The organism is Dactylosporangium sp. CS-047395 (assembly GCF_050942185.1).
Taxonomy (GTDB): Bacteria; Actinomycetota; Actinomycetes; order Mycobacteriales; family Micromonosporaceae; genus Dactylosporangium.
This window is the reverse complement of record NZ_CP192015.1, coordinates 1914672-1937514: the sequence shown is the minus strand read 5'-3', so window position 1 is coordinate 1937514 and position 22843 is coordinate 1914672. Positions and strand designations below refer to the sequence as shown.

At 72.2% G+C, this 22843-nt stretch carries 18 protein-coding genes; 7 read left to right on the top strand and 11 right to left on the bottom strand.

From position 1 onward, the window contains the following. Positions 1–141: 141 nt before the first annotated feature. Entirely contained in the window at positions 142–1617 is a 1476-nt protein-coding gene (locus tag ACQP00_RS08895; RefSeq protein WP_433217034.1) for a glutamate synthase subunit beta, read from the bottom strand. Then, positions 1610–6169 (bottom strand): glutamate synthase large subunit, encoded by a 4560-nt coding sequence (gene gltB, locus ACQP00_RS08890; protein ID WP_433217031.1) that lies wholly within the window; start codon positions 6167–6169, stop codon positions 1610–1612. Before gltB ends, ACQP00_RS08895 begins: the two co-directional genes overlap by 8 nt. Positions 6170–6597: 428 nt before the next feature. Between gltB and ACQP00_RS08885 the strand changes: the two genes are divergently transcribed. From ACQP00_RS08885 to ACQP00_RS08875, 3 genes are all read left to right on the top strand, one after another. Then, a complete protein-coding gene (locus tag ACQP00_RS08885; RefSeq protein ID WP_433217028.1) occupies positions 6598–7866 on the top strand; it encodes an Ig-like domain-containing protein in 1269 nt (422 codons plus the stop codon). 112 nt (positions 7867–7978) lie between these two features. Next, positions 7979–8743 (top strand): CPBP family intramembrane glutamic endopeptidase, encoded by a 765-nt coding sequence (locus tag ACQP00_RS08880; RefSeq protein ID WP_433217025.1) that lies wholly within the window; start codon positions 7979–7981, stop codon positions 8741–8743. Positions 8744–8840: 97 nt separating this feature from the next. Further along, positions 8841–9656, top strand: coding sequence for a hypothetical protein (locus ACQP00_RS08875; protein WP_433217022.1), 816 nt, complete (start codon positions 8841–8843; stop codon positions 9654–9656). Positions 9657–9765: 109 nt separating this feature from the next. Here ACQP00_RS08875 and ACQP00_RS08870 read toward each other — a convergent pair whose 3' ends face one another. Further along, on the bottom strand, positions 9766–11085 hold the full coding sequence (locus ACQP00_RS08870) for a hypothetical protein (RefSeq protein WP_433217019.1): 1320 nt from the start codon (positions 11083–11085) through the stop codon (positions 9766–9768). A gap of 117 nt (positions 11086–11202) precedes the next feature. Here ACQP00_RS08870 and ACQP00_RS08865 point away from each other — a divergent pair, with 117 nt between their 5' ends. Further along, positions 11203–11541 carry a PadR family transcriptional regulator gene (locus ACQP00_RS08865; protein WP_433217016.1) on the top strand — a complete coding sequence of 113 codons (339 nt, stop codon included), beginning with the start codon at positions 11203–11205 and terminating at the stop codon, positions 11539–11541. Here ACQP00_RS08865 and ACQP00_RS08860 read toward each other — a convergent pair. The 7 genes from ACQP00_RS08860 to ACQP00_RS08830 form a co-directional block, all read right to left on the bottom strand. Beyond that, a complete protein-coding gene (locus ACQP00_RS08860) occupies positions 11510–12217 on the bottom strand; it encodes a permease prefix domain 1-containing protein (protein WP_433217013.1) in 708 nt (235 codons plus the stop codon). The two genes, ACQP00_RS08865 and ACQP00_RS08860, sit on opposite strands and share 32 nt — an antisense overlap. Positions 12218–12280: 63 nt before the next feature. Next, positions 12281–13816: a thiol reductant ABC exporter subunit CydC gene (gene cydC / locus ACQP00_RS08855; protein ID WP_433217010.1), complete on the bottom strand. Its 1536-nt coding sequence runs from the start codon at positions 13814–13816 to the stop codon at positions 12281–12283. Next, a complete protein-coding gene (cydD, locus tag ACQP00_RS08850) occupies positions 13813–15405 on the bottom strand; it encodes a thiol reductant ABC exporter subunit CydD (RefSeq protein WP_433223780.1) in 1593 nt (530 codons plus the stop codon). Before cydD ends, cydC begins: the two co-directional genes overlap by 4 nt. Positions 15406–15464: 59 nt before the next feature. Next, on the bottom strand, positions 15465–16400 hold the full coding sequence (locus tag ACQP00_RS08845; protein ID WP_433217007.1) for a cytochrome d ubiquinol oxidase subunit II: 936 nt from the start codon (positions 16398–16400) through the stop codon (positions 15465–15467). Further along, entirely contained in the window at positions 16397–17665 is a 1269-nt protein-coding gene (locus ACQP00_RS08840; protein WP_433217004.1) for a cytochrome ubiquinol oxidase subunit I, read from the bottom strand. Before ACQP00_RS08840 ends, ACQP00_RS08845 begins: the two co-directional genes overlap by 4 nt. Before the next feature lie 106 nt (positions 17666–17771). Next, complete coding sequence (locus ACQP00_RS08835; protein WP_433217001.1) at positions 17772–18302, bottom strand: ACT domain-containing protein; 531 nt, start codon at positions 18300–18302, stop codon at positions 17772–17774. Further along, a complete protein-coding gene (locus ACQP00_RS08830) occupies positions 18302–19075 on the bottom strand; it encodes an amino acid-binding protein (protein ID WP_433216998.1) in 774 nt (257 codons plus the stop codon). Before ACQP00_RS08830 ends, ACQP00_RS08835 begins: the two co-directional genes overlap by 1 nt. A 196-nt stretch (positions 19076–19271) precedes the next feature. Here ACQP00_RS08830 and ACQP00_RS08825 point away from each other — a divergent pair, with 196 nt between their 5' ends. From ACQP00_RS08825 to ACQP00_RS08815, 3 genes are read left to right on the top strand one after another with little or no spacing between them, the layout of a single operon-like run. Beyond that, the gene (locus ACQP00_RS08825) at positions 19272–20318 is read left to right on the top strand and encodes a phosphotransferase family protein (RefSeq protein ID WP_433216995.1); all 1047 of its coding nucleotides are present in this window, start codon (positions 19272–19274) and stop codon (positions 20316–20318) included. Further along, positions 20318–21577, top strand: a complete 1260-nt coding sequence (locus ACQP00_RS08820; protein ID WP_433216992.1) for an acyl-CoA dehydrogenase family protein — start codon at positions 20318–20320, stop codon at positions 21575–21577. Before ACQP00_RS08825 ends, ACQP00_RS08820 begins: the two co-directional genes overlap by 1 nt. A 12-nt stretch (positions 21578–21589) precedes the next feature. After that, complete coding sequence (locus ACQP00_RS08815) at positions 21590–21820, top strand: hypothetical protein (RefSeq protein WP_433216990.1); 231 nt, start codon at positions 21590–21592, stop codon at positions 21818–21820. A gap of 560 nt (positions 21821–22380) precedes the next feature. Here ACQP00_RS08815 and ACQP00_RS08810 read toward each other — a convergent pair. Beyond that, the gene (locus ACQP00_RS08810; RefSeq protein ID WP_433216987.1) at positions 22381–22815 is read right to left on the bottom strand and encodes a hypothetical protein; all 435 of its coding nucleotides are present in this window, start codon (positions 22813–22815) and stop codon (positions 22381–22383) included. Positions 22816–22843 lie beyond the last annotated feature (28 nt).

Here is a 22843-nt window from a genome sequence, read left to right as displayed (position 1 = left end):
CCCTCGACGGCGTGCGCGGCGGTCGCTGGGAGCCAGCATAAAACGGCCAGAAAGATAAGGAGCGGTAGGCGAGGGGGTCGTTTCATGGCCGAGGGGTACCCGGGCGCGGACCTCCGAAGAAGTCCGCACCCGAACAGCACCTCAGGCGGATAGGGCCACCGCGGTGGGGTCGACCGGGGACGGGAGTTCGCCGTCGCCGCCCAGGTAGGCGTGGATCGATGCGGCGGCCGCGCGGCCCTCGGCGATGGCCCAGACGATGAGGGAGGCGCCGCGGTGCATGTCGCCCGCGATGAAGACGCCGGGGGCCTGGCTCTGCCAGGTGCCGTCGGTGTCGATGCCGCCGCGGCGGTTGCGGGTCAGGCCCAGGTTCGCCAGCAGCGGGCCCTCCTCCGTGCCCTCGAAGCCGATCGCGAGGAGCACGAGCTCCGCGGGGTACTCCCGCTCGGTGCCCTCGACCACCGAGACGATCCGCCGGCCGTCCACTCTGGACACCGACACCTCGGCGATGCGTACCGCGCGCAGGTCGCCGGCCTCGTCGCCCTCGAAGGACGTGACGGCCACCGCGAAGGCGCGCTCGCCGCCCTCCTCGTGGGCCGGGTAGTTGCGCAGGATCCATGGCCAGGTCGGCCACGGGTCGCGGGACTCGTCGCGCTCGTTCGGCGGGGTCGGGTACTGGTCGAGCTGCAACACCGACCGCGCGCCCTGGCGGTGGGCGACGCCGAGGCAGTCCGCCGCCGTGTCGCCGCCGCCGATGATGATGACGTTCTTGCCCTCGGCGGTGATCGCGGGCGACGGCTGCCGCCCGGCCACCACGCGGTTGGACTCGACGAGGTGCTCCATGGCCAGGTGGATGCCGCGCAGCGCACGGCCGGGCGTGTCGGCCACGTCCCGGGCGGCGAGCGCGCCGCAGGCCAGCAGCAGGGCGTCGTGCGAGGCCCGCAGCTCCTCGACGGAGACGGTCACGCCGACGTTGACGCCTGTCCTGAAGACCACACCCTCGGCGCGCAGCTGCTCCAGGCGGCGGTCGATGTGCTCCTTCTCGAGCTTGAAATCCGGGATCCCGTACCGCAGCAGCCCGCCAAGAGCATCGTCGCGCTCGTACACCACGACGTCGTGGCCCGCGCGGGCCAGCTGCTGGGCGGCGGCGAGCCCGGCCGGGCCGGAGCCGACGACCCCGACGCTCTTGCCCGAGCGCTCGGGGGCCGGGCGCGGGACGATCCGGCCGGCCGCCACCGCGCGGTTGATGATCTCGACCTCGACCTGCTTGATCGTGACCGCCTGGCCGCCGGCGATGGACAGCACGCAGGCCGCCTCGCACGGGGCCGGGCACAGCCGCCCGGTGAACTCCGGGAAGTTGTTCGTCGCGTGCAGGGCCTCGATCGCGAAGTCCCAGTCGCCCCCGCGGACCAGGTCGTTCCAGTCCGGGATGCGGTTGCCCAGCGGGCAGCCGTCGTGGCAGAACGGGATGCCGCAGTCCATGCAGCGGCTCGCCTGCTCGCGGACCAGCTCGTCGCCGGCCGACGGGTAGACTTCCCGCCAGTCCTGCAGCCGCACCGGCACCGGGCGGCGGGCCGGAAGCCGCCGCTCGTACCGCATGAAACCGTTCGGGTCAGGCACGGGAAACCTCCATGACAGCCGCATCGACATCGCGGCCGGCGGCCTCGGCGGCCCGCATCGCCTCCATCGCGCGCTCGTAGTCGCGCGGCATGACCTCGGTGAACTCCGCCAGCGCGGCGCCCCAGTCGGCCAGCAGACGCTCGGCGACGGCCGAGCCGGTCTCGGCGTGGTGCTCCTCGACGTACGCCCGCAGCCGCTCGGAGTCGGTGACGGGGCGCAGGTCGACGAGCTCGGCGTTGACCAGGTTGCGGTCGAGGTTCCACACGTACGCCACGCCGCCGGACATGCCCGCGGCGAAGTTGCGGCCCGTGGTGCCGAGCACGACGACGGTGCCGCCGGTCATGTACTCGCACCCGTGATCGCCCACGCCCTCCACGACGGCGAGCGCGCCCGAGTTGCGCACGGCGAAGCGCTCGCCGGCCCGGCCGCGCATGAACAGCTTGCCGCCGGTCGCGCCGTAGAGGACGGTGTTGCCGCCGATCGTCTGCTGCTCGGCCACGAACGTCGCCGACTCGTCCGGGCGGACGATGAGCCGCCCACCGGACAGGCCCTTGCCGACGTAGTCGTTGGCCTCGCCCAGCAGCCGCAGCGTCACGCCGCGGGGCACGAAGGCGCCGAAGGACTGCCCGGCCACGCCGCGCAGCGTGATCTGCACGGTGTCGTCGGGCAGGCCGGCCCCGCCGACCCGGCGCACGACCTCGCCGCCGAGCATGGCGCCGACCGAGCGGTGCTCGTTGCGCACGGCCACGTCGAGGGCGATCGTCTCGCCCGCGTCCAGGGCCGGCGAGACCGCGGCGATGAGCTGGTTGTCCAGCGCCCGCTCCAGCCGGTGGTCCTGCTTGGTGGTCTGGCGCCGGGCGGCGTCGTCGGCCAGCGGCGGCACGTGCAGCAGCGGGGTCAGGTCGAGCCCGCCCGCCTTCCAGTGCTCCACGGCCGGGCGCACGTCGAGCAGCTCGGTGTGCCCGATCGCCTCGTCGAGGGTGCGGAAGCCCAGCTCGGCCAGGTACGCCCGGACCTCCTCGGCCATGAACCAGAAGAAGTTCTCGACGAACTCCGGCGACCCGGTGAACTTCTTGCGCAGCGCCGGGTTCTGGGTGGCGATGCCGACCGGGCAGGTGTCCAGGTGGCAGACGCGCATCATGATGCAGCCGGAGACGATGAGCGGCGACGTCGCGAAGCCGTACTCCTCGGCGCCCAGCAGCGCCGCGATGATGACGTCGCGGCCGGTCTTGAGCTGACCGTCCACCTGCACGCTGACCCGGTCGCGCAGCCCCGACAGCAGCAGCGTCTGCTGCGTCTCGGCCAGCCCCAGCTCCCACGGCGTGCCCGCGTGCTTGAGCGAGTTCAAGGGCGAGGCACCGGTACCGCCATCGTGCCCGGAAATCAGGATGACGTCGGCCTTCGTCTTGGCCACGCCGGCCGCCACGGTGCCCACGCCGACCTCGGACACCAGCTTGACGTGCACGCGGGCCGACGGGTTGACGTTCTTGAGGTCGAAGACCAGCTGCGCGAGGTCCTCGATGGAGTAGATGTCGTGGTGCGGCGGCGGCGAGATCAGCCCGACGCCCGGGGTGGCGTGCCGGGTCTTGGCGATCCAGGGCCACACCTTGTTGCCCGGCAGCTGCCCGCCCTCGCCCGGCTTGGCCCCCTGCGCCATCTTGATCTGCAGGTCGTCCGCGTTGACCAGGTATTCGGTGGTGACGCCGAACCGGCCGCTGGCGATCTGCTTGATGGCCGAGCGGCGGCGCGGGTCGTGCAGCCGCTCCGCGTCCTCGCCGCCCTCGCCGGTGTTCGACTTGCCACCGATGTTGTTCATGGCGATGGCGAGCGTCTCGTGCGCCTCCATCGAGATCGAGCCGTACGACATGGCGCCCGTCGCGAACCGCTTGACGATCTCGACGGCGGGCTCGACCTCGTCCAGCGGCACCGCCGGACGCACACCCGTGCGCAGCTCGAAGAGGCCGCGCAGGGACCCCGCCCGGCCGGCCAGCTCGTCGACCTTCGCGGTGTACCGCTGGAAGACGTCGTACTGCCGCGAGCGCGTCGCGTGCTGCAGGAGGAACACCGTCTCCGGGTTGAACAGGTGCAGCTCGCCCTCGCGGCGCCACTGGTACTCGCCGCCGACCTCGAGCCGGCGGTGCGCGCGCTCGGCCTCGTTGGCCGGGTACGCGCGGGAGTGCCGGGCCAGGATCTCGGCGTGCACCTCGGCCAGGCCGATCCCGCCGATCTTGCTGGGGGTGCCGGTGAAGTACCGCTCCACGAAGCGCGGGTCCAGCCCGACGGCCTCGAAGACCTGGGCGCCGCAGTACGAGGAGACGGTCGAGATGCCCATCTTGGACATGATCTTCAGGACGCCCTTGCCGAGCGCCTTGACGTAGTTGTGGATCGCCTTGTCCGCGTCGAGCCCGGCCAGCGCGCCGGTCGCGATGAGGTCCTCGACGCTCTCGAAGGCCAGGTAGGGGTTGACCGCGGAGGCGCCGAAGCCGGACAGCAGGGCCACGTGGTGCACCTCGCGGCAGTCACCGGACTCGACGACCAGCGAGACCTGGGTGCGGGTCTGCTCGCGGACCAGGTGCTGGTGCACCGCCGCGGTGAGCAGCAGCGACGGGATCGGGGCGAGGTCGACGGTCGAGTCCCGGTCGGAGAGCACCAGGATGCGCACGCCGTCCTCGATGGCCTCGGAGACGCCGCGCATGATCTCGACCAGCCGGCGCTTGATGCCGGTGGCGCCGTCGCGGACCGGGTACAGGCCGGACACCCGCACCGCCTTGAAGCCGGGCAGGTCGCCGTCCTCGTCGATGTGCAGGATCTTGGCCAGGTCGTCGTTGTCGATGACCGGGTACGGCAGCGCGATCTGCCGGCACGACGCCGGTCCCGGCCGCAGCAGGTTGCCCTCGGGCCCGATGGTGGCCGCGACGCTGGTGACCAGCTCCTCGCGGATCGCGTCCAGCGGCGGGTTGGTGACCTGCGCGAAGAGCTGGGTGAAGTAGTCGTACATCAGCCGCGGGCGGGTCGAGAGGACCGCCACCGGGGTGTCGGTGCCCATCGAACCGAGCGGCTCGGCGCCGGCCCGGGCCATCGGACCGATGAGGATCTTGAGCTCCTCCTCGGTGTACCCGAACGTCTGCTGCCGGCGCTGGACGGAGTCGTGGGTGTACACGATGTGCTCGCGCTCGGGCAGTTGCTCGAGGTCCATCAGCCCGGCGTGCAGCCACTCGCCGTAGGGCTCGGCCGCGGCCAGCTCGGCCTTGACCTCGTCGTCGGTGCGGATGCGGCCGGCCGCCGTGTCGACGAGCAGCATCTTGCCGGGCGCCGAGCGGCCCTTGGCCACGATGGTGGCCGGGTCCAGGTCCAGCACGCCGGCCTCGCTGGCCAGCACGACCAGGCCGTCGCTGGTCTGCCACCAGCGGCCCGGGCGCAGGCCGTTGCGGTCGAGCACGGCGCCGACGACGGTGCCGTCGGTGAACGCCACGCTGGCCGGGCCGTCCCAGGGCTCCATGAGGCACGCGTGGAAGCGGTAGAAGGCCCGGCGCTGGGCCTCCATGCGCGGGTCGTTCTCCCACGCCTCGGGGATCATCATCAGGACCGCGTGCGGCAGGCTCCGCCCGGCCAGGTGCAGCAGCTCGAGGACCTCGTCGAAGTTCGCCGAGTCCGACGCCTCGGGCGTGCAGATCGGGAACAGCCGGCGGATGTTGCCCGGCAGGTTCTCGCTGGCCAGCAGCGCCTCGCGGGCGGCCATCCAGTTGCGGTTGCCGCGGATCGTGTTGATCTCGCCGTTGTGGGCGATGATGCGGTACGGGTGGGACAGCTCCCAGCTCGGGAACGTGTTGGTGGAGAAGCGCGAGTGCACCAGCGCGATCGCCGAGGCGACCCGGGGGTCGGACAGGTCGGGGAAGAACGACACGACCTGGTCCGGGGTCAGCATGCCCTTGTACGTGATGGTGCGCGAGGACAGCGACGGCAGGTACAGCTGGATGCCGCGCTCCCGCGTCTCGCGCTCGGTCTGCTTGCGCACGCAGTACACGACGCGGTCCAGGTCCAGGCCGGACAGCACGGTGCCGGGCGAGCCCAGCTTCTCCGCGCTGACGAAGACCTGGCGGATGCGGGGCATCGCGGCCAGCGCGGTCGCCCCGAGGTCGGTGGCGTCGGTCGGCACGTCGCGCCAGCCGAGCACCTGGGCCCCCTCGACCAGCGCGTACTTCTCCAGCACCCGCTGGGCGCGCGCGGCCGCGGCGTCGTCGGTCGGAAGGAACGCGAGGCCGGTCGCGTACTGCCCGGCGGCGGGCAGGTCGAACGGCACGACCTCACGGAGGAACGTGTCCGGGATCTGGATCATGATGCCCGCGCCGTCGCCGGTGTTCGGCTCGGCTCCGCGGGCGCCACGGTGGTCCATCCGGCGCAGCGCCGAAAGTCCCTTGAACACGACGTCATGGGACCTGCGGCCGTTCATGTCGGCGACGAAGGCGACCCCGCAGGCGTCGTGCTCGTAGGCCGGGTCGTACAGACCCTGCTGCTGCGGTCCGGGGTAAACCATCGGGCCTCCTGACGTCATCGATTGCGAGTCGGGACAACGTCGGCCCTGAAGGAGCGGTCTAGCCAGTGTACGCGAAGAGCGGGCGCAAGTTGCATGCCGGTACTCGAGTCCGTACCACATGCCGAGCGCGCCCGCCGCGTATGTTGCCAGACAACGTACCGTGCACACCGGGTCCTTACCTACCGCGCGAGATCGTGACAAATCCCACGGGCGAGCAGGGAGGACACCCGTCGCAACTCCCGTTACAGAACTGTCACGCAACCTTCGACAGTCCGGAAGACGTCCAACCAGCGGGTGGCTCGCGCCATCCGTCTCTTCCTACGATGATGCACGGCAAGATCGCTCGCCACCACGGGGTTCCTGGAACTTTGAACTGGTGGCACTAACACGGGATACACCGGTCTGACAACCGGTGCATGCTCTAGCCCAACGAAGGAGGTGTGGACATGGGAGTCTCCGCACGCGCACTGGCCACGATCGCCGCTCTCACCAGCGTCGTCGTTCTCGCTGCGGGATGCAGCGGCGACGACTCGGGCAAGCCGAAGTGGTCCGGCGCTGAACCCAGTGCCGGCGGCCCCTCGGCTTCCGCGTCCGCCGCCGAGCTGCCCAAGGCGGCCTTCGCCGCGCCCACCGACGGATCGAGCAACGTCTCGACCGCGACCGAGCTGTCCCTGCAGGCCGAGCCGGGCTCCAACGCCCAGGTGAGCCTGACGGACGCCGCCGGTGCCGCGGTCAACGGCGGGCTCAGCGCCGACGGCAAGGCGTGGGTGCCTGGCACGCAGCTCAAGTACGGCACGCAGTACACCGCGACCGTGACCTCCGCCGGCGACACCGTCGGCAAGAAGGTCACCTTCACCACCATGGCGAAGCCCGGCAAGACGGTCAACGTCTCGACCGCGGTCGCCGACAACAAGACGTACGGCGTGGGCATGCCCATCGTCGTGCGGTTCGGCTCCAGCGTCCCGCAGGAGATGCGCGCGGCGGTGGAGAAGCGGCTGATCGTCTCGTCCAACCCGCCGCAGGTGGGCACCTGGTACTGGTTCAACGGCGGCGAGGTGCACTACCGCCCGAAGGAGTACTGGCAGTCCGGCACCAAGATCAACGTTCGGCTCGCCGTCGGCGGCCTGCAGCTGACCAAGACCGGCTGGGGCAGCAAGGACGTCACGAGCACGTTCAGCATCGGCGACAAGATCGTCATGACGACCGACGACAAGACCCACCAGATGACGGTGGAGCAGAACGGTCAGGTCATCAAGACGATGCCGGTCAGCCTGGGCAAGGCCAAGACCCCCTCGTCCTCCGGGAACATGGTGGTCATGGACAAGAACCAGTCGGAGCTGTTCGTCGGCACCGACCCGGACGACCCGTACCGCGAGACCGTCTACTGGACGCAGCGCATGACCAGCGGCGGGGAGTACATCCACTCCGCCCCGTGGTCGGTGGGCGACCAGGGCAAGCGCAACGTGTCGCACGGCTGCACCAACGTCTCCGAGTCGAACGCGAAGTTCCTGTACAACCTCACCAAGATCGGCGACGTCGTGATCGTCAAGAACACGACCCGCAAGCTCGCGTGGGGCAACGGCTGGACCGACTGGGACAAGTCCTGGGACGAGTTCGTCAAGGGCAGCGCGCTCCCGCCGCCGGCCGACACCGCCGCGAGCCCGAGCGCCTCGGCGCCGGCCTCCGCGAACCCCTCGGTCTCGGCTTCGAACTAGGTCCGAACTGGCTTCGAACTAGCAAAGCAAGGGCAGCACGACCTTTCGAAGGGGCCGCCGTCCAGTCCGCGAGGGCTGACGGCGGCCCCTTCGCTGTCGCATCATGGTCGCCGTGATCCCTTGGCCCCAGCCGCACTTCGGCCCCGCCGGCGCCACGGTCCTGGCGCTGGTCGCGGCCTGGTTCGTGGTGCGCATCGCCCGGTCGCCCGGCACCGTGGCCCGCCGCCGGGCCGAGATCGAGGCGCGCCCCGACGGCCGGGTCAGGTTCCATCAACGGTACGTCCTGAGCTGGTGGCTCCTCACGCTCGTCACCCTGATCCCGCTGCTCACCGACCCCGCCCTGCAGCCGCGCGACTACGGCCTCGTGCTGCCGGGCCCCGGCTGGATCGCGTTCGCGCTGGGGGTCTTCGTCCTGTTCGTCGGCATCGTGTGGGCCCGCGACCGGTTCCTGCGCCACCGCCTGGCCGCGGTGCCCCCGAAGGTCGCGTTCCTGCTCCCCCGCACCGCCCGCGAGCGCCGCTGGGGCGTGGCCACCGCGTTCACCGCCGGCATCTGCGAGGAGCTGGTCTTCCGCGGCGCCCTGCTGGCCGGCGCGGTCGGCCTGCTGCACCTGCCGATCGTCGCGGCCGGCATCCTGGTCAGCCTGTTCTTCGGCCTGGGCCACCTGTACCAGGGCGCGTTCGGGGTCATCGGCACCACCCTGTTCGGCCTGTTTGCGACGGCCCTGTACGTGGTCACGGGCAGTCTGCTGCTGCCGGTGCTCATTCACGCGGCGGTCGATCTGGGGCCGTTCGCCCTGACCCGTTACCGGGAGCCGGTGGTTGGGGACGATATGTCGGGCGCTGGCGCGCCACGACATATCGGACTTATCGCCTGACAGGGTATCTGCGCAATTCGTTCGGATTCTGCGCACCTCTGTCGGCTGCCCGATCCCTCGATGATCGGAGCCATCGACGGGCGCTAGCCTCTCGCGCATGGCTTTGGTCCGGCGCACCTCCGTCCTCGGCACCTCCAGCAACCGGGTCGTGGCCGCCGCCACGGTCGCACCGCAGAACCTGGCCGTTCCCCCGGACCAGGACGTCACCCAGCGCATCCCGGCTCAGCCCAACGCGGGCCTCGCCCCCGACGCCGTTCCCAGCGCGCCGCTCGGCGAGGTGGCCGGCGCCGCCGTCACCGTGGGTCCGGATGTCCCGCCGGCCGCCCCGGGCAGCGAGGCGGCCGCGGTCACCACCCAGCCGGCCAGCGTCGGCTCGCTGATCGCCGCCTTCCTGCTCGTCGCCGCGGGCGGGGCGGGGTCGTGGGCGCTGTACCACTTCGGGGTCAACGCCGACGAGATCCACCTGCCGGACGCGACCGCGCTCTTCGGCGTGCTGTTCGCCTTCGCCACCGCGGTCGAGCGGGTGCTCGAGCCGTTCGCCCGGTTCATGCCCGGCCAGCACGCCAAGGGCGAACTGGAGAAGGCGGTGGCCAACATGGCGAACAAGTACCACGACGCCACGCTCGACGACCTGGTCCAGGTCGCGCACGCGAAGTCCATGGTGGACCGCGGCCGCGCCGACCGGGGCCTGATCTCGTGGGGCATCGCGGTCGCCCTGGCCACCGTCGCCTCGGCCTCGGGCGGCCTCTACCTGCTGCACTCGATCGCCGGCGACGGCTGGCAGGGCATCCCGGTCTGGATCGACGCCATCATCACCGGCGTCGTCGTCGGCAGCGGCACGAAGCCCCTGCACGACGTCATCAGCAAGGTCCAAAAAAACAAAGAGAAGTCCGAGGACGCCACCGCGGCCTAGTAGGGCCCGGTGCGGTCTTGAGGGGGTGTGGGTGGAGCGAAGCTCCCCCACCGCTTTTCAGGACATCGCACGGTATCCAAAAGCGCCCGAAAGACCTTCCGAGGCGTTCCTAGAGGATCAGCAGTCCGTCGGTCTGGCCTCGGCCGGCCAGACTGGACAGGGCGGACTCGGCGTCCAGGAACGGCAGGTACGGCAGGTCCGGCGGCTGCGCCCGGAGGATCTGGGTCGCGTGGTGGGCGGGCACGGCGCCGGTCGGGTACGCGCGGGCGCACCGCGGATCGACCAGCGCGTGCCGGGTCGCGAACCCCGCGAGGGCCTCCCACTCGGCCAGCGGCGCGGTCGTCGGCAGCGTCACCCCGGGCGGCTCGGGCAGGACGTCGACGGCGGTGAACGGCTCGCTGCCGGCCAGCCACCAGGACGCGGCGCGGACGGCGGAGCGCAGCGGGTGCTCGCACCAGTACGGCACGAGGCCCGCCCGCACCACGTGCCACGGGTCGATCAGGCGTCCGCACTCGACGACGAGGCGGTTGCCCGTCCGCGATCCCGCGCGCAGCCATTCGCGGTACAGGTCGGCCACCGCGCCGCTGAGGACGTCGGGGTGGCGGTAGAGCACCTGCCGTACCGGATGACCGTGGGCGGCCGCGAATCGCCGCAGGTCCTCGACGAGCCCGCGGTCGACGCTGCGCTCCCCGTCGCTGTCGGCGGGCCGCTCGCCCAGCACCGCGGCGTCGCGGTTGTCGAGGTAGTCGTCCGGTGCGAGCCCGGAGGCGCGGCTGCCCAGCTGGAACGCGTAGCCGTCGGGTCCGGCCACGGTCAGCCAGCGGCCCACGTCGCGGGTCACGATGATGGGCGCGCCCGGGCGCAGCCGCTCGGCGATCCAGTCCTTGTAGGCGCCGGGCAGCCGTTGCCAGCGCACCACCGCGTACGCCGCGGACGAGGCCGACCAGCCGCGCCACACCGGGTCGTAGATCTGCCGCACCGCGACGTCGGGATTGGCGGCGAGGATGGCCTGCGCGCCGCGCTCGCCGGCTTCGGCCGCGGCCGTGTTGTCGGCGGTGGTACTGCCCACGCTCTGATCCCGCACCGCCACGTCCGGCGTCGCCAGCTCGAAGCTCGCCGGCAGCCACGGCACCCCCAGTGCCGCCGCCAGATGCAGGCCGGCGCCGTGCGGAGAACCGATGACCAGCCCGTGGTACCGCCCGGTCGGCAGCTGCCCGGTGAGCCAGCGCGCCACGGACGCGGCGTCGACGGCCGTCTTCGTCACGGTCGCCGCCTGGCCGCCGGTGTTCCAGCGGGGCGGGGCCACCACCGGCCGGGGTACCCCGCGCCGATAGGCCAGCACCCGCCCCGACGCCATCGCCAACGCGATCCCCAGCCCGGTCGGCCACCGCAGCTCGATCTCGCGCGCGGTCTCGGCCCGCCGCCTCATCCCGCAGTTCCTCCCGGGTCCCCCAAGAACGATTTCGTGCCCCGGTCCTGCCCAGGCGCGGGGACGCTAAACCCCTGCCATGGCGCGCCCGAGTGTGAACCCGTAGACTCGCTACACATGAAGGCGGACGCGCTCCGGGGGCATCTCGACGCACTCCTGCTCGCGGTGCTGGACGGCGAACCCCGCCACGGCTACGCGATCATCGAGGCGCTCCAGGCCCGCAGCGGCGGCACCCTGACCCTGCCGACCGGCACCGTCTATCCGGCCCTGCGCCGGCTCGAGCGGGCCGGCTACGTGGAGAGCGCCTGGTCCACGGTGGGCGGCCGGGAGCGGCGGACCTACCGCCTGACCAACGCCGGCCGCAAGGTGCTCTCCGAGGAGCGCTCGGCCTGGCAGGAGTTCACCACCACGATCGGCGCGGTGCTCATGCCCCCACCGGCGTCGCCGGCTTCGTAGCGGACGCCCACTGCACGCACCGCACCGACAGCAGTCCCGCGTACGCGAACGCGCCCAGGTTGATCGTCATGCCCGCGATCAGCGGCGGCCAGGTCGCCGCGGCCGGCCACTGGTAGAGGCTCAGCGCGAACACCGCCGCCCCGACCAGCCCGTGCAGGCCGAGGAAGGTCACCGCGCCCAGCCCGACGTACCGCGCGAAGCGCACCCCGTCGCGCAGGTAGCGGCTGCCCCAGGTGAAGCCCAGCACCACCAGCGCGGCGATCCCGGCGGCCAGGAACGACGTGTACATGAAGTGGTCGACCAGCACCCAGTAGAGGTGTGACGCGTGGTCGGTGACGCTCCACGGGCTGTCCCACCACATCAGCGGGGCCAGCACGTTGATCACCGGCAGCGCCACGGCGATCCAGGTCGCGGCGCGGCGGCCCTGCTGGGCGGCGAGCTCGGCCTGGTAGGCCGGCGCGACCTCGCGCAGCGTGCCGAACTCGGCGACCGCGCGCCGCTCGGCCTCCAGCGGGGACAGCCCGGCGTCTTCGTACGCGCAGGCCGCGTCCTCCAGGCTGTGCCGGGCTTCGGTGATCATCTCCGCGCGGGTCCGGCGGGGGCCGCGCAGGCAGGCGGTCAGGCCGTCGACGTAGCCGTCGATCGGGCCGGCAAGGGGTGGCGCAACAGCCTCCACGCCGTCAAGAATCCCACAGCCCCCACCGCAAGGCCAGAAGGCCCGCCCCGGCCGGGACCATCCTCACCCGGCTATGCGGCCGTCGGCGACGGTCACCACCTCGTCGAACGCCGCCAGGTCGGCCCGCCGGTGGGTGACCACCACCACGGTCCGCTCCCCCGCCGCCCGCAGCGCCGTGGCGAGCACCGCGTCGGCCGCCGCCGGGTCGAGGCCCTCGGTCGGCTCGTCGAGCAGCAGCACCGGCGGCGCGTCGACCAGCGCCCGGGCCAGCAGCAGCCGCTGCCGCTGCCCGCCGGACAGCCGCCCGCCGTCCTCGCCGACGAGCTCGTCGAGGCGGTCGCCGTAGTCGCCCAGCCCGGCCGCGGCCAGCGCCGAGCGGAGCGTGGCGTCGGCGAAGCCGGTCCGGCCCAGCAACAGGTTCTCCCGCACGGTGGCGTGGAACACGTGCGCGTCGGCGAACACCCCGCCGGCCACCTGCCACGGCTCGGACCCGTCCGGCCGCCCCTCGATCCGCCCGGTGGCGTCGACCCGCCCGGCGATCGCGGACAGCAGCGTCGACTTGCCGGCCCCGCTCGGCCCGACCACGGCCACCCGGCGCCCGGCCGGCAGGTCGAGGTCCACATCGGACAGTGCGTCGCGGGCGCCGTGCGGATACCGCACCGTGACACCCCGCAGCCGTACGCTCACCGGCCCCCGCCAGGCCCGCCGGTCCTCCACCGCCGGCTCGGCCGCGCCGTCCACGAGCGCGCGGACGCGCCGCACCGCCGCGCCCACCTCGCTCTGCCGGGCCGCGGCGGCCGCGAGCGGCACCACCACCTCGCCGACCGCGAGTGCGACGAGCGCGAGCACCGGCGCCGCCGCCCCGTCCACGAGCACCGCGATGAGCAGCGCACTTGCCGCCGGTACCAGGGAAGCCGCTCCTGAAACCGCCGCCCCGACGGTCGCCGTGCGCCCCTCCAGCCGGGCCAGCCGCCGCCCCCGCGCGGCAGCGGTGTCGAGGGCGGCGGGCATGGCCCCGAACGCGAGCAGCTCGGCCGCGCCGTGCGAAATGTCCACAGTGGACTGCACGACGTCGGCCCGCGCGGACGCGAGCGCGGCGCCCTGCCCCGACAGCAGCCGGCCCAGCAGCGGCAGCGCGAGCCCGGCCACCAGCAGCGCCGCCGCGAGCACCACGCCCGCCGCGACGGAGACGGTCAGGAAGCCGATGACGGCGACCACGCCCACGAGCGCGGCCACCGCCGCCGGCAGCACCGCCCGCAGCAGCAGATCCTGGACGGCGTCCACATCGGACACCACGCGGCTGAGCGCGTCGCCGGAGCGCAGCGAGCGCCGCGCCGCGAGGGCCGCGAAGGACCGGGTGCGCAGCGTGGCCAGCACCCGCAGGACGACGTCGTGGCCGGCGAGCCGCTCGGCGTACCGGATCCCGCCCTTGAGCAAGGCGAAGGCCCGGACCGCGGCGATGGCGACGGCGAGCGCGGCGAGCGGCGGCTGGTCGGCGGCCCGCACGATCATCCAGGTGGCGGTGCCGACGAGCCCGATACCGGCGGCCTCGGCGAGCACGCCGAGCAGCCCCGCGAAGGCCAGCCGCAGCGCTATCACGCGGCCACCACCGGGCGCCGGGCCTCGGTGAGCCGCCCGTCGACGGTCACCGTGCGGGTGGCGATCGACAGCAGCGCCGGCCGGTGCGCGACGAGCAGCGCGGTGCGCCCGGTCGCCAGACGGGCCGCGGACGCGACGACCGCCGCCTCGCTGGCCGCGTCCAGGCGCGCGGTCGGCTCGTCGAACAGCAGCACCGACGCGTCCGCGCGCAGCCACGCCCGCGCCATCGCGAGCCGCTGCCGCTGCCCGCTGGACAGGCCGTGCACGTGCAGGTCGGTGTCGTACCCGTCGGGGAGCGCCCGCACGAACCCGTCCGCCTCCGCCGCCCGCGCGGCCGCGACGACCTCGTCCAGCGACGCGTCCGCGCGTCCCAGCCGCACGTTGTCGGCCACGGTCCCGGCGAACAGGTGCGGCCGCTGCGGCAACCAGGCCAGCCGGGCCCGCCAGGCGGCCAGGTCGAGGTGGGCCAGGTCGACCCCGCCGACCAGCAGCCGGCCCGCGGACGGGGTGGTGAAGCCGAGCACCAGCGACAGCAGCGTGGACTTGCCGCCGCCGCTCGGGCCGACCAGCGCCACCCGGTCCCCCGGCTCGACGGTCAGGCTGGCGTCGCGCAGCGCCACCACGTCGCCGTAGCGCACCTCCACCCGCTCCAGCACCAGCGCGGCATCCGCCGGTGGCAGTCGGGCCTCCGTGGTGGTTTTCGGGGCATCGTCCAGTACCAGATGAATCTCCGCGGATGCCGCCAGACCCTCCTGGCTGGCGTGGAACTTGGTGCCCAGCGCGCGCAGCGGGAGATAGGCCTCGGGCGCGAGCAGCAGCACCGCCAGCGCGGCGCCCAGCGTCAGCCGCCCGTCCAGCAGCCGCAGCCCGACCGGCACGGCCACCAGCGCGACGGAGACAGTCGCGACCAGCTCCAGCACCAGCGCCGACAGGAACGCCAGGCGCAGCGTGCGCATCGTCGCGCGGCGGTACCCCTCCGCGTTCTCCCGCACCCGCCGCACGTACGCCGCCTCGCGCCCGAACGTGCGCAGCGTGGCCAGCCCGCGCACGGTGTCGAGGAAGTGCCCGCCGAGCCGGCTGAGCTGCTGCCACTGGCGCTGGGTGGCGGCCCCGGTGGACTTGCCGACCAGGATGCCGAAGACGGGGATGAGCGGCAGGGTGAGGGCGACCACGACAGCGGAGGCGAAGTCGGTGAGCGCCAGCCAGCCGAGGGTGGCGAGCGGGACGAACGCGGCCAGGAAGACCTGCGGCAGGTAGCCGGTGAGGTACCCGTCGAGGCCGTCCACCCCGCGCCCGGCCAGGGTGGCGAGCTCGCCGGCCCGCTTGCCGGTCAGCCACGCGGGCCCCCGCCGCGCGGCCGCGTCGAGCAGTTGCTCGCGCAGGTGGGCCTTGACCCCGGCCGCCGCCCGCCCGGACAGCGCGGCGAGCGCACCGGAGTGCAGACCCCGCAGCAGTACCGTCACGACGCCGACGAGCAGCGCACCCCGGTCCAGCCGCCCGTCGACGGCCGCGGCGAGCAGGGTCGCGAGGCTCACCGCCTGGGCCACCACCAGCACGGCGGCGAGCAGCGCCGACCCGGCCAGCACCATCGCGTAGCGGCGCACCGGGCCGAGCCGCAGCAGTCTTCTGTCCACGTGTCGCGCCCGCCCTACCAGTACAGAGACGTCCGGCGCCGGAAGAGCCACCAGCCGGCGGCCTGAACGGCGACGAGCACCGGGAGCAGCGGGGCCGCGCCGAGTGTCAGCAGCCGCAGGGCGTCCTCGCCGGCGGCCGCTCCGTCGACGGTCACCGTCGCGCCCGGGTCCAGCGTGGACGCTAGCACGGCCGGGAACAGCGCCGACGCCGCCGCGACGACCGGTAGGGCGCACGCCACAGCCGTGGCCGCGAACGCCGCGCCCGGCCGCCGCAGGAACCCGCCCGCGACGACGGCGGCCGCGCAGGCGACCCCGAGCACGGTCCCGGCCAGCGGATTGCGGATCCCGCCGGGCGCCGCCACCCACCAACCGGCCACCGTCAGCGCCGCGACCGCGCCCGCGACCAGGTGCAGCCGGACCGCCCGCCGGCGCAGGAACGCGGATCCGTGCGCGAGCACGAGCAGCACGTTGGCGAGTGCGGTGAGCCAGACCATCGGATCGGCGAACGGCGCCAGCCCGTGCACGTGGCCGTCCGCGCCGATCGGCGCCCCGTGCAGCAGGACCCCGAAGATCAGCCCCCAGGCGCCGGCGAGCGTGAGCCCGGACCCGGCGATGAGCACGTCGAACCCGCCCCGCCGCTTCCCGCGCCCGCGCAGCTGCACCCCCGCGACGAGCCCGGCCAGCCCGAGCACGGCCGCGACGACCGCCGGATACGCGGCCCCGAACAGCTCACCCTCCAGCCGCGGAAACGCCGCGATGAGCAGCCCGGCGGCCCCGACCACCCACACCTCGTTGCCCAGGAACATCGGCCCGATCGCATTGAGCGCGGCCCGCCGCTCGCCGTCGCCGCGCATGGTGGGCAGCAGCATCGCCACGCCCTGATCCAGCCCGCCGAGCACGAGATAAAGAACAAAGACCAGGCCCAGGATGGTGTACCACACTGTGCTCATACGGAGACCTCCTGCCGATCGATACGCACGGGCTCGTCCTCCTGGCCGAACTCGCCGCCAGGTTTTCGAGCCGCGGCTCGGGCGAGCAGCCACCAGTCGACGAGCGCCAGCCCGACGATCAGCACCGAGAACCCGAACGTCGACCCGCGCAGCGCACCCGCGCTCATCGGCGACACGGCGTCGGCGGTGCGCAGCAGCCCGTACACGGCCCAGGGTTGCCGCCCCTCCTCGCGCACGAACCACCCCAGGATCGCGGTCAGCACAGGAACCGGAATCAGCAGCGTGAGCAGCCACGACATCGGCCGCGCCCACCGCTTGCGGATGAGCGCGTCCCGGTAGGTGAGCACCTGCGCGACGAGCAGCACGAGGAACAGCAGGTTGGCGATCTGGATCATCATTCCGAGCGCGACGCCGACGTTGTCGCTGACCAGATAGCTGCCCGGCCCGTACTGCTGGACGAGCTCCGCCTGCCGCTCGATCGCGTGCGGCCCGCGCCCGGCCATCTTCATCGGCTGACTCGCGTCGATCCAGCCGAACTGCGCGTAGCCGAACCCGATGACGAAGAACGTCCCGATCAGCCCGACCCGGATCCCCAGCCGCAGCGACCGCCGGAACAGCTCATGGTCCTCGGCGCCCAGCCGCTCCCGCCGCAGCCGCCAGGCCGAGACCCCGGCGACCAGCACCCCACCCGCGACGAGCGTGGCCGCGACGACATGTGTGAGGGCGAACCAGAGCGCACTGTTGGTGAGTAGCGCCCCGAAGCTGGCCAGCCGCACGGTGCCGGTCTCGTCGACCCGGTACCCGACCGGATGCTGCAGGAACGCGTTGCTGACCAGCACCCAGAACGCCGACAGCAGCGCGGTGACGGCCACGCCCCAGATCAGCCCGAGGTGGAGCCGCTTCCCGAGCCGCCCCCACCCGAAGATCCACAGCCCGAGCAGCGTCGACTCCAGCACGAACGCGACGAGCGTCTCCAACGCGAGCGGCGCCCCGAAGACGTCACCGGTGAGCTTGGAGAGCCCGGCCCAGTTGAGCCCGATCTCGAACTCCATGACGAGCCCGGTGGCGATCCCGACCGCGTAGTTGATCACGTACAGGCGGCCCCAGAAGCGGGCCATGCGGCCGTACACCTCCTTGCCCGTTGTCGTGAACCGCGTCTGCATCACGGCAACGAGAAAGACCAGCCCGAGCGTGATCGCCACGAACGTGAAGTGCAGCGACGCCGTGAGCCCGAACTGCAGCCGCGCGTACTCCAACGCACTCATGCGTCGCCCCCCGACATGTACCCGACCAACATGTCGTGAGACTACATGTAGACAGGCACACAAAAAAGCGCCCCTCGCGGTGGAGGGGGCGCTTCTCAGGTCGTTCTCAGGATGCGGTGTGTCTCGATGCGACGCGGGCCAGTTCGACCAGGGCCTGGGCCCGGGCGTACTCGGCCGGGGTGAAGGACGGCTCCGCGCGGCCGACGTACAGGGTGCCGCCCGCCGGGTCGCGCAGCTGCATGCCGGTGGCCGTGAAGCCGCCGGCGCCGGTCGAGGTCTCGGCGCGCCAGGAGATGTCGCAGTCGCCCAGCAGGGCGGACAGCGCTTCCTCCAGGCCCTGCGTGCCGTCCAGGACCTTGGTGGCCAGGGACAGCACCCGGGTCGGCTCGTCGATCAGGCCGCGGACGTGGGCCGGGGCGATCCAGGGGTCACGGCCGCGGCCGCGCCGGACGGCCTCGGCCAGGTCGTCGTGGGTGAGCGTGTCGGGCGCGTCGATCAGGAAGTCGTCGACGGCGCCGGACTCCGTGGTGTGGACCTGCACGGAGAGGATGTTGACCTGGCGCAGGGCCAGGCTCGCGGTCAGCACCGACAGGAAGCCGGGACGGTCCTCGACGGTGGCGCGGATCCGCCACAGCATCAGAACCGCCAGGTGGAGGTTGTGCCGGCGGGAGCGGGGGTTCCGGCAACGGAACGCCCCGCCTCACCCGGATCCGCCAATCCGGGCCCCGCCAGCCGTTCCCCCAGCACAGATGCGGTTGCACCGACCAACTGCGCCAGTCGTTCCACTTCGGAGCCGTGGAACGGTGGTGCTCCAGCGTCGCCGTCCGCCCCGCCGCGTCCGACAACAAGGACCAGGCCTCCGCGCTGGAAAGGCGCGACAGCGAGATGAACGCCGTCTGCTGCACTCAACGCACGGGGCCGGAGTGGTGCGATGTCCACCTGTGGGGGGACATCCGGAGCGCGCCAGCTCGCGCTGACCACCGAGGTGCCGGACCACGCCTGGGCACGCGCGCCGCCGCCCGCCCAGTCTGATCCGACTCTGATCGCAACCGCCCAGTCCGCGCCGAACAGTGCGGGCGCCGCGTCCACGACCGTCGCCAGGCCGTGTTCCGGGTTTGCCGCCACCTGTCCGATCAGCGCGACCTCGCGGCCGCTGCTCGGCTCCGACAGCTCGGTGCCGCGCCATACACCGTCCAGGCGGACGCCTGGGATCGCCGCTAGGCCGGTGAGTACGCGATCAACCGGGGCCGATGCCGGCCATACCACGGTGAAGTCGTCCACCGCACGACCGCCGACCCGTTCCAGTACTACGACCGAAACGATGTCCGCGCCGACCACGCCCAGCGTCCGGGCAACCTGCCCGAGTGAGCCGGGACGGTCGGGCAACGCAACTCGCAGCCTGAGCAGCATGTGAGTCGACCTCCCGTTCGTCCTTGGCTGAGGTGCACGCCGCCGTTGGTGTACGCCTTGCTTTCCGGTACTGCGAACAGGTTGCCTACCGCGAGTTTCCGCGCCGTTTCGCAGCGGTGTCGAGGCCGGAACATTGACGGGCGGCATGGATGCGGCATAACGGTACAAAATCCGCCTGAAGCCCTTGACAGAGAACGTGTCTCAACCCTGGACTGATCCGATGACCACCCCGCCCGGTCTCGATCTGACCCGCCTGCAGGCCTATCTGGACGACAAGGCCCCCGGCCTGGTCGGCGCGCCGCTGAGCGCCGAGCTGGTGGCCGGCGGCCGGTCGAACCTGACGTATGTCCTCAACGAGGTCTTCGTCCTGCGCCGCCCGCCGCTCGGCCATGTGCTGGCCACCGCGCACGACATGAGCCGCGAGTTCAAGGTGATCTCCGCGCTGGGATCGACGGCGGTGCCCGTACCAGAGGCGCTGTTGTTGTGTGAGGACGACGCGGTGCTCGGGGCGCCGTTCTATCTCATGGCGCGCGTGCCCGGGGCCGTGCTGCGGCACCGCGAGCAGACCGACCCGCTCGGTGCGGACAACCGCCGCAAGATCGCCTTCGCGATGATGGACACCCTCGCCGAGCTGCACCTGGTCGACCCGGCCGAGGTCGGGCTGGCGGAGTTCGGCCGGCCGGAGGGCTTCCTGGAGCGGCAGGTGCGCCGGTGGAGCAAGCAGCTGGAGCACTCCCGCAGCCGCGACCTGCCGGCCGCCGACACGCTGCGCGAGCGGCTCGCGGCGACCATCCCGGCCAGCCCGCGGCCCGCCATCGTGCACGGCGACTACCGGCTGGACAACCTCATCGTCGACCCGGACACCCTGCGCGTGGCCGCCGTCCTGGACTGGGAGATGGCCACGATCGGCGACCCGCAGACGGATCTGGGGCTGCTGCTGGCGTACTGGAACGTGCTGGACCGCATCAAAATCGGCAAGAACCCGATCGCGGACGGCCTCGGGGCCGCGGCCGGGTTCCCCAGCGGCGACGAGCTGCTCGCCCGCTACGCGCGCAGCGCCCCGCTCAGCGACGACCTGCACTGGTACGTCGGCCTGGCCTGTTACAAGCTGGCCATCGTGCTCGAGGGGATCCACTACCGGTACACACACGGGCAGACGGTCGGGAAGGGCTTCGACGAGATAGGCGCCCTCGTCCCGCCCCTGCTCGAAGAGGGCATCGCGGCGATCAACGGAGAGAGCTGATGGACTTCGGATTCGACCAGCGCACGGCTGACCTGCACGAGAAGCTCACGGACTTCATGGACGAGGAGGTGTACCGCGCCGAGCCCGTCCTGGAGGAGCAGCTCGCGACGGCCGCCGACCCGTGGGCGCGCACGCCCGTCATCGAGGACCTCAAGCGCTCGGCCCGCGAGCGGGGCCTGTGGAACCTGTTCCTCCCCGACACACCCAGCGCGGAGCTCGCTCCAGGGGCGGGTGGTCGGGGCGGCAGCCAGGGGCACGGGGCGGGGCTCACGAACCTGCAGTACGCGCCGCTGGCCGAGATCACCGGCCGCAGCCCCCACCTGGCCCCGGAGGCGCTCAACTGCGCCGCCCCCGACACCGGCAACATGGAGGTGCTGGCCCAGTTCGGCTCGCCCGAGCAGCAGGACCGCTGGCTCAAGCCGCTGCTGGAGGGCCAGATCCGCTCCGCCTTCTGCATGACCGAGCCCGACGTCGCCTCCTCCGACGCCACCAACATCGCCACCCGCATCGAACGCGACGGCGACAGCTACGTCATCAACGGCCGCAAATGGTGGTCGTCGGGCGCGATGAACCCCAACTGCCAGATCCTCATCGTGATGGGCAAGAGCGATCCGGAGGCCGAGCGGCACCGGCAGCAGAGCATGATTCTGGTACCGCGCGACACCCCCGGCGTCACGGTCAAGCGGGGGATGCACGTCTTCGGCTACACCGACGCGGGCCACGGCGGGCACGCCGAGGTGCTCTTCCAGGACGTACGGGTGCCGGCCGACGCGCTCATCGCCGGCGAGGGCCAGGGCTTCGCGATCGCCCAGGCCCGCCTCGGCCCCGGCCGCATCCACCACTGCATGCGACTCATCGGCATGGCGGAGCGGGCGCTGGAGCTGCTGTGCACCCGGGTCAACGCGCGGGTCGCCTTCGGCCGCCCCCTCGCGGAACAGGGCGTCATCCAGGAGTGGATCGCCGAGTCCCGGGTGCGAATCGAGCAGGCACGGCTGCTGGTGCTCAAGACCGCCTGGCTGATGGACACCGTTGGGAACAAGGGCGCCCACACCGAGATCCAGGCCATCAAGATCGCCGTGCCGTCCATGGCCGAGTGGGTCATCGACAAGGCGATCCAGGGCTACGGCGCGGCGGGCGTCAGCCAGGACACGCCCCTCGCGCAGCTCTGGTCGAGTGCCCGCACCCTCCGCCTCGCCGACGGGCCGGACGAGGTGCATCGGGCTTCGCTGGCTCGGCGGGAGCTGCGGAAGTACAGCTGAGCCTTCCGATCCGTGGCCGATGCCCCCGGGCTCACCTGGTCTTCGGGGGCATCCGGCGGACCGCTCGATCAGCTTGCGCAGCCGCTCGGCGACCATGCGGCGCAGCTTGAGGGCGTGGCGTTGCTGGAGGCCCCAGTCGCGGTGCTTTTTGTGCTCCTGCCGGAACCGCTCCCCGACTTGGGAATAGTTTCTTCGGCGCGTCTTGTCACGCATGGATTTCGTTTCCGCCCGGCTGAACAATGACATCTGGCCCATGTCGTCGATTATTTCATTCCGGCTCCTTGCCGCGCTATTTCTGCTGCCGGGTTATCGCAGATGGCGTTATTTTCGGCCGGTCCGATGGTCACCACATATGTGCCCTCGGCCGATGGTTCGGCCCGCCTGGCGGCGGCCCACAGGGTTAGCGTGGTCCCGGTTCGACTTTGGTCAAGGTTGGTGGTCCAGACCGCAAATTCGGGAGCCGGGTCCGTCGTGGTCATCATTCGGTGGTACAACTCAGGAAATTGGTCTTTTTAAAGATTCTCTCCTAGACCACCGAACGTCGACCACCGCGGACCCGGCTCCCGAATCTACGGTCTGCACCACCGAACGGTGACCAAAGTCGTCACCGGGACCACGCCAATACATTCCGGTCGCCGCAGGCGGCCGGGGACCATCGGCCGAGCGCACATATGTGGTGACCATCGGGCCCGAGCGGGGTGTTGAGGGGGTGTGGGTGGAGCGAAGCTCCCCCACGAACAGAAACACAGAGAGCCGGCGCCCCGCACGGCGCCGGCCCTCTTACCTCCCGGAACGGAGGGGTCTCAGGGGGTCACAGGGGGGACGACCCGCTCGTAGGGAGCGGCCGGCTCCACGGTCGGGGGAAGCTCGTCCGGGTCGTCCGTGAACCGCTCGCTCGCCGCCTGGATGGCCTTCGGCGCCGAGGCCGCCACCGCCCAGCCCACCGCCACGCCGCCCAGGGCGGCTACGGCGATCCAGCCCCACGGGGTGCGCGAGCGGCGGCCCGACAGGGCGTCGAGGGCCAGGTTGGCCCGCTTCCACGCCTCGTTGGAGACCGAGCCGACGCGGTCCGACGCGGTGCCGTACCGGTCCGAGGCCTCGCTGGCGAAGTCGCCCGCGCGGTCCTTCACGGTGCCGCCGAACGAACGGGCGCTGTCCAAGGCTGACGTCAGGTAGTCCCAGGCGTCCTCGGCCACACTCTCCGCGCGGCGCTTACGCTTCTTCCACTCATTGCTCATCGAAATCGCCACCTCCTCCGATGACCGC